The 13816-nt window shown below is 46.1% G+C and carries 9 protein-coding genes and 1 pseudogene; 2 read left to right on the forward strand and 8 right to left on the reverse strand.

What is annotated here, in order from left to right:
* Positions 1–240 precede the first annotated feature (240 nt).
* The 4 genes and pseudogenes from BUA83_RS08970 to BUA83_RS08985 form a co-directional block, all read right to left on the reverse strand.
* Complete coding sequence (locus tag BUA83_RS08970) at positions 241–465, reverse strand: hypothetical protein (protein ID WP_072935914.1); 225 nt, start codon at positions 463–465, stop codon at positions 241–243.
* Positions 441–914 (reverse strand): annotated as a pseudogene (locus BUA83_RS08975) (Rpn family recombination-promoting nuclease/putative transposase); the annotation flags it as partial. The gene BUA83_RS08970 and the pseudogene BUA83_RS08975, both read right to left, overlap by 25 nt.
* A gap of 107 nt (positions 915–1021) precedes the next feature.
* A complete protein-coding gene (locus BUA83_RS08980) occupies positions 1022–1975 on the reverse strand; it encodes a DUF1848 domain-containing protein (protein WP_072935916.1) in 954 nt (317 codons plus the stop codon).
* 3 nt (positions 1976–1978) lie between these two features.
* Positions 1979–2875 (reverse strand): hypothetical protein, encoded by an 897-nt coding sequence (locus BUA83_RS08985; protein WP_072935917.1) that lies wholly within the window; start codon positions 2873–2875, stop codon positions 1979–1981.
* Between the two features lie 177 nt (positions 2876–3052).
* Here BUA83_RS08985 and BUA83_RS08990 point away from each other — a divergent pair, with 177 nt between their 5' ends.
* Together BUA83_RS08990 and BUA83_RS08995 are read left to right on the forward strand one after the other, a co-directional pair.
* A complete protein-coding gene (locus BUA83_RS08990; RefSeq protein ID WP_072935918.1) occupies positions 3053–4294 on the forward strand; it encodes a helix-turn-helix transcriptional regulator in 1242 nt (413 codons plus the stop codon).
* Positions 4284–5285, forward strand: a complete 1002-nt coding sequence (locus BUA83_RS08995) for a WYL domain-containing protein (protein ID WP_072935919.1) — start codon at positions 4284–4286, stop codon at positions 5283–5285. Before BUA83_RS08990 ends, BUA83_RS08995 begins: the two co-directional genes overlap by 11 nt.
* Here BUA83_RS08995 and BUA83_RS09000 read toward each other — a convergent pair.
* From BUA83_RS09000 to BUA83_RS09015, 4 genes are all read right to left on the reverse strand, one after another.
* Positions 5267–6151 carry an HNH endonuclease signature motif containing protein gene (locus BUA83_RS09000; RefSeq protein WP_072935920.1) on the reverse strand — a complete coding sequence of 295 codons (885 nt, stop codon included), beginning with the start codon at positions 6149–6151 and terminating at the stop codon, positions 5267–5269. The two genes, BUA83_RS08995 and BUA83_RS09000, sit on opposite strands and share 19 nt — an antisense overlap.
* A 102-nt stretch (positions 6152–6253) precedes the next feature.
* Entirely contained in the window at positions 6254–8293 is a 2040-nt protein-coding gene (locus BUA83_RS12760) for a hypothetical protein (protein WP_072935921.1), read from the reverse strand.
* A 178-nt stretch (positions 8294–8471) separates the two neighbouring features.
* A complete protein-coding gene (locus tag BUA83_RS09010) occupies positions 8472–9152 on the reverse strand; it encodes a hypothetical protein (protein ID WP_072935922.1) in 681 nt (226 codons plus the stop codon).
* Between the two features lie 3 nt (positions 9153–9155).
* Positions 9156–13673 (reverse strand): RNase H1/viroplasmin domain-containing protein, encoded by a 4518-nt coding sequence (locus tag BUA83_RS09015; RefSeq protein WP_072935923.1) that lies wholly within the window; start codon positions 13671–13673, stop codon positions 9156–9158.
* Positions 13674–13816 lie beyond the last annotated feature (143 nt).

Below are 13816 nucleotides of genomic sequence, written 5' to 3' on the forward strand. Positions count from 1 at the left end.
TTGTGATAACAACGGTAGTTACATGTATGTCATTACCGCTTGCGGTATTGAAACAGGAATGTGCGGCCGGAGACACGCTCCGAGCCCGGGAAGTTACATGTATGTCATTACCGCTTGCGGTATTATGCTCATTAAAAAAGAAAAAAGCTCGTTAAAGGCACACAACCTTTAACGAGCTTTTTATTTGGATATAAAATTTTTAATGTGACGCATACGAAGACCGACCATCTCCGTAGATTTTTATCGGATTACCTGCCCATCAGACGGTTCATCAAATTCATGAAAATCCGGCTGAGAAGCAATAAACTCTACAACATCTGATGACGTTAAATTATTCGATGAATTCAAATACTCCATGACCTTCTTTAGCCTGTCGGGCTTTTGCTTTACGTAAATCATCACACCCATAACAAATCCGAAATAAGTATCCGGAAACGCGGTCAATCTATTGTATAAGTCTTCCATAAAGTCGTTTCCTCAAACATAAAATCTTTTGCAACAAAGGTCATATAACTCACCCTTTCCTGCTCAATCTTTTTTACTTCCTTTATTTCAGCATCAATTTCCTTTACAAATTCATCATTGCTGATGATACCGTCAACGTAGTCAAGGAATGCCTTGACATCATCTGTTACATCGTCAACTGTTCCCTTTGTATTAAGAAACATCTTCGTGGCTGCATCCCCCAGCTCTAAATCCTTATCCTGTTCGCAATAGTTCCGGAATGTATACACATGCCGATTTTTGCCAAAGGCATCAAACGGACAGATAAAGATAATAATGCACGGATTAAGTTCATCATAATCTGTACCTACAGCAAGTAAGTCTCCATCTATTATAGACTGATAATATCTTGTCCGTCTATACAGCTTATCTCCATCAGGCTTATTGACCTGCATTTCCACAGAATATACAGTACCTTTTTCGTCTCCTCAACACTAACAACTTGAACATAATAGCAGCAATCATAATTGACACTACCAAAAGCCATCCATGTCTATCTCTCCTAATAGCATATTGCTTAGAACAGCGCTGTTTCCTCGCACTGCATATAGCTTACAGGGATATGCTCCACCTTGCGCTCAGTTATCTTTTCATCACCGTGAAGCCTTCCGCAGAGAATCGGCGAAGCCGGGTCGTACATAGTTTCCCGTACAGCCCGCGCCATCTTCTCGTTGAAATTCGCATAGCAGTAGCGGCAGAGGTGCTGACATGTGTTGTAGCTTCCCACGTCTACGCTTTTCATGCAGCCGCATACCGCACGCTGTGTCGGGTCCTTCTTTATATCAATCGTTCCACCGAGAACCCTTTCGATACGTGCCTTATCAATACAGGAACCATGCTCAATACCATACTTATCAAGGTCGATTTCCTCCGAGCAGGACTGCAGCTTTACCCCGCTGCCCCTGGCGATACGCGAGAAGCCCTCAGCTATGGCCTCCATATCCTCCTTTGTAATCTCCTTCATTCCCAGCGGTGCTGTGTTTCTCTTTGTCTTTTCATAGAGGTCTATGAAGCTTATGACACAGCATTCCGTATAAGGAGCCAGCCTTTCAAAGAAGCTTTCAAAAATCTCCATGTGGCGCTTCACCGTGTACTTCTCATTCAAAAGAATCGGGTCATAGCGCCAGACCATACGCTCCTTACCCAGTTTCTTTGACATCTCGATGAATGTCTCCTGAATATCCTCCTTGTCACGAAGGCCCGGCTCAACATCCTTGTCATACCCGTCAATAGTAAACTGGAAATAAAACTTATACCTCTCCTCCAGCTCATCAAGGTATGACATTATAGGAAAGGCATCCTTCGTCCAGAAAACTATGCACTCTACGTCTTCAGGCTTGAGGGAGATACTGCTGACCTGCTTGCGATTGAAAGGATTCACCGCATAGACGTACCCCTCCCGTATGCGATTCATGAACCACTCACTATAGAAAGCCGGTATATCTGTCCGGCGGCTGACACTTAATATCATAAATCAGTACCCCCTCTTCTGCAGAACCGCGTAATAGTACCTCGTACTGCGCTTTGGTATGAGCCGCTGTCCGTTTAAGTTCCCCACAAAGATACGCTGCTCAAGTCCATCGGGAAGGGAAAACGGATAAGGGCAGCTCTCAGGGAACGCGTTCCATATATTCGTTCCACGCACTTCCATATCCGGCGGCAGCTCGGAGCATATACTCTGCAATACAGCGCGTACATTCGCATAGTTAAGGTCTACTATGGCAAACATCGCTCCGCGCTTCATACGGTCAAAGCGGTCACGAAGCTGTACCAGATAAGCATCTACATCTTCAACATGGCTCAGATAGTTCTGCATGAAATACACATCCGTGTCCCGATACATATCGCGCTGACACAGCTGCAGCGCTCTGCAGGTATCACACGGCCTCATATTATCACACTCACCCACCTGAAACAAATTATCCATTTCCGAGCGAAGTCCATCTATCTCACATAAATCCCACGCCCACCGCTGCTTTTCCATCCAACCGCGTTCCAAATCATGAACATGTACATATAAATGGTCGTAAAGGTTCTTGCCCTGCAGAGCCTCCAAAACACCCCGCAGCTCAGGACAGGGTCCTGCCGAGAAAAATGCAAGCTTCAGTTGACGATAATGCCTCCGCAGACCCGGTATCACCCAGTCCTCCATAACCCTGCGCATTGGCTCAACATAATAAGGATAATATGTTACCATATACGCGTCACGCGCCCGCTCTTCCCCGTATCGGTTCGGACATACCGAATGACAGAAATTCCTTCTGAGCCTGTCTACACACTCGCGTATGTTTTCTGCCTGCTCCTCCGAAAAATCCATAACGTTCATGCCATATGTTCCCAAGATAACATTTTCATAAAGATGTTCGTCCATTTGAAATAACCCCTTTCGTTAACAACCTGTTGTTTACTGTACTGACAGTATAGGTTGAAGGCCCTGTCAGAAAGGTCAACAAAACATAGGAGGTTATTTTTGTGTGAAAACGAATCAATATTTTTTGTTTTTCAGTCAAAAATGTAATAAACTATCCACAAAGAGAGGAGCGCTGCCATGTTTACATCACGATACAACCGACACTACAATCAGCTGAGGGAGTTTCTGCGGCTTTTATCCTACGGCTGCTATCATAAAACATATATAACAAAAGCACTGTCCATCTCTCCTGCCGCATACGACAAATATCTCAGTGAGATAAAACAGATTCTTCCTATGGAACGGCTGCAGGAGGAAGGCTACGGGCATAGAATAATCCATGCCCTGAAGGGTGATACATATTACGGCTTCGACAACTATCTGCATCAGCTGTTTGAGTCCAGCAGTATTCAGCCGCAGAAGCTTTCCATCATGCTCTGCATATTTCAGCTCCTCGGAAAAGCTTCATCACCTCTTTCTGCTCCTGACATTTACAAAAAAATCGTAAATGCTTCAGCCCCTCTGCGAGAAAAAGAGTCTATCTATGCCCCTTACGCCGAAGAAAAAACACTTCGCCGCATTATTGGTGAACTTGTGAAAGAAGGCGTCCTTACTGAAGGTAAAAAGGATAACCGCACAAAGCTATACAGTCTCGCGGATAATCCTCTGCAGGATCTAACCGATGATGAAGCTCATACTCTTTTATACGCACTCACATGGTACTGCACAACAGCTAATTTCAGCGTTCCCGGTTTTTTCCTTACAGAAGTGCTTCGCCTAACATACGGATTTAACGAAGAACGCTCTGCGGCTCAGTTCAAAAATATAGACCTTGCAAGAATCCTTGAGGATGAAAGCGTACTGACGATACTCTCCGCAATACAAAAGAAGGAATATATTTCCTGCCGGCTCAACGGCAGAAATACTACTATGCTGCCGCTCAAAATCATTACTGATTACCACAGACGACGCCGTTATCTCAGTGGTCTGGAAAAACGTGCCGGCAACACTTCCACGAAGTACAAGGAGCTGCGTACATCACGGCTGGACAAGCTGGAAAATATCCTTCCGGGCAAAGTATGCAGAAGCAAAAAAATTCCTTCTGTAACTGATAAAACAGTGCCTGTTACATTGGAAATCAAGGGTGATACGCCAACGCAGCTTTTATTTCTGCTAAGCAGTGTATCGAGCCGGTTTCACAAGCTCGCCGTATCAGTAGACAACGAAATCTCCTGCCACTGTACTGTAAATGTTTCTGACCCGTTAAGTATAGCTCCGTGGGCACTTTCCTTCGTCGGCAATATCAAGGTTCTTCACCCAACCGTTCAGGGACGAATCAAAGAACAAATCAAGGAGGCTCTTACCCGTTATGAGCAATAAACCGGAAAAAAATAATGTTAAAGCTCCTGAGCTTCTCTTTCCCGAAATACGAAGCCAGCAGTTTTTTATCTCCGCCGGCATCATAAACAGCATCTTGCGCGGTGAAACAGTCACATTAGAGGAAGCGTCAGCAAAAATGTATCCTTCCCCTGAACGGGATACAGATAAAAGAGAAGAGCGTATTTCATACATAAAGCAGATACTCCCATTCACTTCGGGAAAGCAACCGGCTCCATATATCGAGGCCCCTGTCCCCGCAGCAGTATCAAATCTTGAAAAAAGCTGGCTGAAGTCCATGCTCAAGGATAAACGGGGACAATTTCTTATCCCTGATCCTCTGCGCAAAAAGCTTCTTTCAAAGCTCAAAGATACGGAACCTCTTCCTCTTGATGCCTTTGAATCCATCCGTGAGACGGGGGACCCTACGAACGACGATAAATTCCAAAGCGTCCTTGCCACAGTTTGGAAAGCACTGGTAAAAAAACGCAAGATTTCCTATGAAAGTCTGGACGTAAAAGGTCAGTCCCACAGTGGAACAGTTTCCCCCTGCCGTCTTGAATACGACGCAACGGGCAACCGTTACCGCCTTATAGTTTGGCTTGAAGACGAAAAGCGCTCCGTGAAAATAAACGTATCTCGGATAAAAAGCGTTAAATGCACAAAGGAACCAATACCTGACAATACAGAGAAGCAGTTCCAGAAATTCCTTGACTCTCACAGGAAAAGCTTCACTATGCGCCTGTTCAACGAGAGCAACGCCATAGACCGTGCATTCACTTTATTTGCGTCATACGATAAAACCGCAGACTATGACGATACATCAGATACCTACGAAATGACGCTGTATTACTATGATTTTGATGAGCACGAAATCCTGCAGGCAATTCTCTCACTTGGCTCAGCTGCCATAGTCCTCGAACCTGAGGACCTCAGGAGCAAAGCCATTGAGTATTGGAAAAAGGCTGACGCTATTTACAACGCGGAGGAGTGATGCCAGTACTCAGGTCCGGGCCATCCATAGAAAATGCGGTGCTGTGTCGTAATCCAGTCGTGGTCATGCTCACGAAGCAGAATCATGTTCGACGGTTCGTCCGCGCCGCCCTCGGATAGCGGAACTATATGATGAACCTCCCAGCCATCGGGAACCTCGCTGAACCCATGCTCGGCAAGAAATGCATCCCTTGCTCCTGCATCGCGCACAACCTCAGTCAGATGCTCTGTGTCAGGCAGCTCCCCCTGCTCTGCAAGAACAGCCAGATTTTCAGGTGACGCATTCACCAGCATACCGTTCTGAACTCCCGGCAAATCATCTACATCTACCTCAGGGAAGAGTCCTTCGGCAAAAATGTTGTCCCCATCAACGAAATCAACAAGCTCCGCTCCCGCAAGCACTACCCCTCCTGCCAGCGCGCACTGCTTCAAACGGTGCTTGAATCTGTTTTTTCGATCATGATCAGGTTCTTTATCTTTTCCTTTCTGATAGGCAATTACTGCTCCGTCTACTGCCGCTCCGCCTGCAGTTTTAATAAGCTGCCCTGCGCCGCGGACCTTGCGCATTTCCATATCTATAATTGTTTTTCCTGCTCCTTTGTAATCTCCGTCTATTACCTGTGAGCCTGCTTTGAAACAGTCACGGGCCTTTCTATATAGACTTCCTATAACAGCGCCGCCAACAGCAGCACCAAATCTGGCTGTCTCATATGCAAAATGCCCCACAGCTTCCGCTGCTTCTCCGGCTTCACGCCGTCCCTGTTCAGTTCCCGCGTAGTAATCCACGCGTTTTTTTATACCGTCTGCTAACCACTGCACGGCCGCCCCCAGCTTCTTGAGTTCCTGCGGATTTTTTGTTTTTTCCATGAAAAAACCTCCTTCGTTTCCCTTAGCATATTACAAGCTGAAAACGGTAATATGCCAAAAAACGTAGGAGGTTAGTCATCATAAAAGAGGATTAACGTATGGTTATGCAAACACCGCCATCATTTTCTGCATCACACGTTCAACATCAATGAGCATGTCAAAGCATTCACGGGCTTCTTTTTCCTTCAGAGCATTTGTATGCGCCGCAGGGTTTCTGTATTTTTCCGTGACTATAGCGGCCTGCTCGGCAATTTCCTGAAGCATCTGCACTCTTTTATCTGCCGCAGCTTCAGGTTTAAGCAGCTTCTCTTCCGCGTATTCCATCATTATTTTGCAATCCTGTTCATGCATTTTATCTGTTACATGACCGGGCATCTTTATGCCGCATATATACGGCATACTTCCTAGCGTAAATTTTTTCCTGCTGCGTTTGTACTCACCATTTCTTACATCTCTGTCAGCAAAGCAGGACGGCCATTTTTCCGGGTACATTGCAAATGGAAAACGCTCTTCCACGTACCTCGAGTACTCGTCAAAAAACCGTTTTTTAAGTTCTATCTCCAATGCCTTTGCTGCCAAAAGGCATACTCCCGAATAATCCATATCTTCAGTAATAGCTTCCATCTGGGAATACATCACCTTTGCCGTAATCAGATATTTTTTTGACAAAGGCATGAGTTTCTCCCAATCCGCGCCAAACTTCGCGGACAATTTTTTCTTCTGGGCCTCGCGCAGCACATTCCCCGAAAGCGCCGCCGATTCCATCAAACGCCCGATTACTTTATCAGCGAATTCGGATAAAGCCTCCTCAAAAGCCGCAGAATCCGACGTCTGCAAAGGCAGCTTTCCACTCAATTCCCTTTGGAGCGCAGTAATTTCACGGCCATAACTCAGAATATCCGCCTTAATACTTCCGAGGGTTTCATCTATAGAATCCAAATGCCTCTCAACACCCCTGATATGCTCATGGATTCCTTTCCCCATGGAACGTGCCACTTCATCAATATGTGATTTGATATCGTCCGCATAAACACTAATATCATATTGGGCCGCCACGGCCATACTTTTCTGTTCGCGTGAATTCAACGAAATAAAATATTCATACAGCCTTGTATGACACTTCACTGCTTTTTCACACATATCTGAAAAAGCAGGCTCAAATGCAGGAGATAGCTTCCTGTCCTTTTCGATAGGAATCTCCATAAAACCTATCAAGGTCATGGCAGCCTCCTCCAAGATAACGCGATAAGCGGAGCTGTCGCCCACAGCCTCTGCGACCGCAGCCATATTCAACATTTCATGGAAGAACCCGCAAAAGGAATACATCTCCGCTCCGAGGGCACGAAAAGCTCTTCTGATGCTGTCCAGACGCAGACGCTCAGCATCTACACGCTCCCCATACTCAATGACTTCTTTAACAAATGTTTGCGCTTTTTCATAATCCTTATCGACCTTCCAAGCAGCCGCCCATGCGGTGGCGGCAGCCGCCGGAACAGCAACGATCGAGCCAAGCACGACCGCTCCTCCGGCCATTCCAAGCCCACCTGCCGCCAGTGAACCGCCGCCAAACGCCGCAAGGAGTGCATGTCCATACGCGGCTCCCGACAGCGATGCAAGAGCCGTTCCTGTACTTGCAGAACCAAGTGCCGTCATTGCGCCCACTGCCAGTGCCCCGGCGGTAGCTCCTGCAGCTGCTCCTGTTCCCGCACATGAAACAACCGGCCCGGCTGCGCGTTCCACCTCAGGTTTATAAAGCGCCTCTTCGTCACCATGCCGTCCTGCCGAGGCAATCGGTGTAGTATCCGCATACTTGCAGAATTTCGCATATAAAAGGAGTGGCCCTTTATCCATGCGTTCAATCAAATCACGAAAATTTTCAAGCTCCTGAGTCAATCCGCTGCGTGCTGCAGCCTCTTTTGCCTGAAACTTATTCAGTGTTTCATTTCCTTCCTCAATGATTCTTTCGGTTTCCTTGTAAAGCGCATGTTTTTCCTGAGCAAAGGTTTTCAAATCTCCTGCTTTTCTAGCCACAAAATCTGTACCGGCTTCCGCCGCTGTACCTATTACCTTTGCCCCTTCTTTTGTTCCCTTGGCTATCTGTCCAACGGCTTTATCAAAATTTTCCTTTGTAAAAAAACTCATATCATTTTCACCTTAATCCGTATCTTTTCTCTTGTTATAAAGATACAGTAACTGCTGCATCCCCGCAATACATAAACCCCAAAATAACAGCACTTTTAATCATATCAAAAGACCGCCCACAATAAAGTGAGCGGTCTGCAATACGTATGTTAGTTTGGCAGAAGGCCGACCAAATATTTCAATGGGATTTCTTTTCCTGAACCTCGCTCAAAAAGCGTTTCAATGATTTGCTGTCGCTGTGCACCATTTTTTCAATCAGACGCTGCAGTGATTCATGCTCACCGCGTTTAAGCTGTGTCTCGCAGAGAGCCTTCTGCACTCCCGACAGAAGCTGATTAACTGCATTCTTCTGCTTACATCCTTTTAGAGCTATATTATATTCATGCATCAGAATATCGTAATCATGCTCCGTGATGTGGCGGTACTCATAGGTAGCAGACTGCTTGGTTTCCTCAGCAATGGCATTCATGGCTTTTACGGCATTCGCAAAATCCTTGTTATAGAGCTTCTGCGTCAGGCTGTCTACACGATGGTTGAATTCCTTCATTCTGTCCTCGAAGTTTCTTACGGCATATCTGAATCGTCCCAAAACCTTCGTACGCTCTGCAAGACCGTCCTCTCCGTCCTGAACTGCACGGAAAAGCTCAACCAGCCGCGACGTCTGTTCCATCATTTCTTCAATCTGATCACCATACTCTCGAAATACATCTGCGGCTTTTTCCTGCGCGACGTTTTCTTTTAGCTCTACCATATAACGGTTCAGCCGCCCGATGTATTTTTCTATCTCCTCCAATCCTTTTTGGTAGCCTATTATTGATTCGCAGACCTTCTGCAGGTCTTCCTTCGTATCAAATGACATGGTTTATTCCTCCCATTCGGCAGCGGTCTGCCTGATTTTATTTATTTCATTCTCCGTCTGTTCAAGCATTTTCTCAGTCCATCTGTGGAATGGCTCAGCGGCAAAGGGATAAAGCTCCAGCGCCTCATAAAACGCCTCGTAAAAGCCGGCCTTGCTTCCATACTTGTATGTCCATTCTCTTTTTGCCATAGTCAGCAAATCTTTTTCGCCCCGTCGCGACAGCAGATAAGCCCCGAGAAATTCCGCGCCCTCGATATCCGGATGTCCGAGAATGCCGTCAACGCTGTTTTCTCTGGTGCGTCCACGGTCATTCCAGTCTGCGTCGAGATTTGCATAGCTTTCAACGGCCTGATGGAAATCTCCGCGCTTTTCCATAACCTTTCCTCTGCAGTAGGCAATCATGTTTTTATCTTTACCTTCCTGTGTAAAAATGCTTAGTGCCAGCTCGTACTGTCCGAAGTTAAGCGCGTTCTCTGCTGTTTCCATACGGTTCTCGTCGGCATTTTCACTAACGCACTGGTAAATATATCCCAGCCATGTCAGACCGTCCTCCTTCGCAGGGGCAAAAAGGTTGTCGCATCGGTCGATAAGTCCCGCTTCTGCCGCATTGGACAGGAAATCATATGTGCCCGTCCCAGGCACGGCATCCTTTTCATAAATCAGCAGGCAGCGGTTTCCCCTGGTCGCACCGACATAGAAATACTTCCATGCCATGCCCGAATCAAATCTCGTTTCGGTGAGAACGTTATACAGGAGCACAGATGGATACTCCATTCCCTTGCAGCTTACAACGTCTGTAACCGCGTCTGAGTCGTCAAGCGGAAAGTCTTTCTTTGCAGCTGATGCCGGGAAAGCGAAGATTGTCTGCAGCTCGCTGGCATCCAGCTTTTTCCATAAATCTTCAATCAGAGTCCTTTGATTTTCATCACTTGGTGTAATCCATATCGGCCTCACGCCAAGCGGAGTAAGCGGCGGAGCGATGATTTTCTCAGTCTCCATCTGCTTCAGAGTAAGGATGTCGTTGTCCCTCAGGTATCTGACCGCATAATTCTGAAAGTCAATAATGCTGCGGCTTGAGCGGTAGTTGTAGTGCAGATAGCGTGGTTTTAGCTCAGCATTTTCCATTTTTTTGCCAAGCCTGCGGTCATATTCATTGGCTGTTGTACGCATCCAGCCTTCATCGAAATACGTCGGCTGTACCATCTGACAGCGGTCAGAGGACATACGCTTTACCTTCACGCCTCCCAGCAGATGAAAGATTGCCAAAAGCTCCATCTGCGTCAGGTCCTGACACTCATCCACGAATACGGCTGCGTATGTCTTACTCTTACCAGGCTTTATCTGCAGCAGCATCCTCGCGACATCGTTGTCATCGAGAAGCTGGCGTCTGCGAAGATAGTCACGGTATTTTTCGTAGGTTTTATACAGCGTATCCACCCATCGTATATTGCGTACGCTGTCCTTCTTTTCCTGACGAAGCCGTTCCTTATATGCTTTCTCCGACAAAACCTCAGGAATTTTCCCCATGCTTCCGTAGTCTACGTCTTTGGGAACCGCGCCCTTTAGAATTCCGTGAATTTCACGCCACGCGGCCAACAGCACCGCTTCTTCGCTTTGCATGGCAGACTGCTCGTCCATGTAATTCCTGAACTGCTTCCAGTCTACTTCCTCAGCCCAAAAGCGTCTGAACAGAGCAAAGCTTTGCGCCGCATTCAAAAGACGGTTCTCCGCTATTTTCGGATATTTGCTTTTAAAGCTGCTTCTGAGGAAATCAAAGGTCGTTCGAATATCCGCACGGGATGCGTCCTTATCTGCCAGCCGGCCTTTATTAAACTCAAATTCCAGTGTGTACACCAGATTTTCGGACATAGTCAGATAAAGGCAGTCATGCTTGGGCTTTTTAAGCTGGTCGTTCAGCCATTTAAGACCTACCACGGATTTACCTGCCCCTGCGTTTCCGATGACGGACAGATTTTCTGCCTTTTCCCCGCTCTCGATGATTGCTTCCTGATCCTTGTCAAAAATAAAATGACGCGGCGTGCTCATGTAATCCCCGAAGCTCATACTCCTGTCCTTTTCGGGCCAGGTTTCCATCTGCCGCAGAAAATCCTCCATATCGTAATATACGTAACCGATGGCCTTCCCATGGATATTCCGGATATCAGCCATCTGTCTGTCATGGTTGCTGAATTTCAAAAGCGTCAGAATGCCATCCCTGAATACCATGCTCAGGCGGTTTTTCCCGATTCGCCGCTTAAAGACACGGCGCCCCAAAGGTGATACAAGTCGAAAATCATTTCCCGCCGCCCTGCTGTTTCCACGGAAAATCTGCTCCATCTTGATGAGCCGTTCGGAAAATGTACTGCAAAAACGCTTCTGTGCCTCAGGGGGCATTCCCCTGAAAACATGCTTGTCGAACTGCACTCCTCTGAATATTGGGCTCCCTACAGTATGCGTATCTTCTTTGACAATCGGAAGCACAGGGGCTTCATCCCTTATTTCTTCAGCATATACGGCTGGCACCTTCTGCTCTGATATAGCCTTGGCTTTTTTTCGTGCTGCTCTGGCTTTCGCCTTTTTTATTTTCTTGCTTTCCTTTGTTATGTTCTCCTTCATGCAGTCGTCATTCTCACTTTCATCAGCTTCCTCAGCCTCCTGCTGCGGAAGCTCTAAATGTAGTGCTTCTGCTAAAATATCTCCAAGATTTGTCTGTAATTTTGCAGTTTTATATATTTGGGGCGAAGGCTCTTCCTTTTGGAATCTGTTCCTCATCCATTCCAGTACTTTATCCAAATCCCCGGAGGAATAGACAACAGGCATATCCTTCTTTTCAGTACTGAGAAACCACTGTTTCTTCTTTTTATAAACGGAATATTTGACGTTGTTTCCTTTCTTCCATGTATTTCTTTCTATCCACTGCTCCGCAGCAAACTTACTGTAAAACTTCTCTCCGCACGCACAGGGAAAACCTTTACGCGCTTTGTCAAATTCCGCCTTATCCGTGAAGATACCAATACTCCAGCCCTTAGCAACCGCGTAGTAAATTTTTGCTTCCGGTGACTGCATATCCGTATCATTAAGCTCTGCATTCGGATTATATGCCTTCTCATAAATCCAACGCCCCCAGCAGAATAAGCAAAAATCCCGAACAGCAGATATGAAAGCAGCATTGATTTCGTAATGCTTTATGTAATTCGAAGAAAACTCCACAGGATTAGTTTTACACATCCCATGACTTATACAATCACGGATTTCCTCGTAAAGTGTCATATCAGGGAATTTGAAACCGTGATGCATCAGAATATTCTCGTCAAATTCTTTGCAGAACGCTTTCAGTTCATTGTTACGTTTCAAATCAATTTCCTCTACAACATGGCTTCTATGATTCCCCCTGCGAAGCTCCCATGCCAGAATCTGTCCTGTTTCTTCATCAAATACACAGGCAAGAAGGAAATGCATTCCATCCGACACGTCATAAACTCCAAACTGAGGGTAATCGGTAAACTGCTCCTCGTGCCATGGAATAATCTGTATCGCATAACCGTAAGTTCCATCCCTTTCCAGTATTTCACGCATTTTTTCCGCGTGTTCCAGGCAGCGGAACTCAGCAATATTCTCAATTTCTCCTTCCCCCTTTACAAGACGGAACTGCATGGCACTGCGCGCTTCAAGACGCTCTGTATTGGTTTTTATCCACGTCAGCTGTGCTTTCCTTACATGTTGAATTTCTTCTTTTACAGTTTCTTCTTTTTCGACTTTCTCTTTTATTGTTTCCTCTTGTATTTCTTCATGTTCACACTCTGCAACAGATTCTTCATTTTCATTCGTTGTCTGACGCACTAACTTTTGATGGCATACAGAAATCAGGTTCTTCATCAAGAGCTTGTAGCCTGACGGTATGGATGCCGCCTTCATCCATTCGGATGTAATCTGCCCGGGCTGCTTAAAACGGTAATCATACCACCGTTCTGCAATACGGGCTTCGCAGGCGGCAGCATAGTCGTATCCGCGGCTTTGTCCAAAAGCGATAAGGTCAAGTGTCTCCCGGGTAAAGCCTGCCCATTTGTAATCTGTTCTGCCGGATTTTACTTTCTCCTGAATTGATATATCCAGAAATCTCTCAAGACGTTCGGCAAGCAGCTGCCTTGGGTTGCTTGTGTGTTTTATTTCTTTTATGGTTTTTGTAAAATTTATTATTTCGTGATTTGCCGCTAAAATTTCCGTGTTTTCCCTGTCCCAGCGTTCCTTGCGTGATTCCTCACGGGCTGCGCTTTTACCGAAACGTCTGTCGCGCATCTGTTCAAGCCATAACTTTGCCTCATCGTAACTATCAAAGACACGTCCACGCGCACATGCGCATCCGGATGCATCAGGAGATACATTGAGCGCTCTGCTGTACATCGCCTCGTCATCAAAAATACCTGTCATAGCCCCTTCTGCAACAGCGTAATACCTCTTGGAAATATTTGCATCAGGACCGTCATCCACCATTGTGTCCACAGCAGTCTGTGTATTCTGCACAAAAATCCCCCTTTCATATTTCGTCTGTTTCTATTCTTTCCCGTTTTGAAGTATAACGTTTTTCAATTTGGAAAAAGGGACACTTTTCGTATGAAGTCATATTAGTAAAAAAACAGGCATTTTTTTGAGCGCCGCCTGTCATA

The sequence above is a fragment of the Schwartzia succinivorans DSM 10502 genome (assembly GCF_900129225.1).
GTDB lineage: Bacteria > Bacillota > Negativicutes > Selenomonadales > Selenomonadaceae > Schwartzia > Schwartzia succinivorans.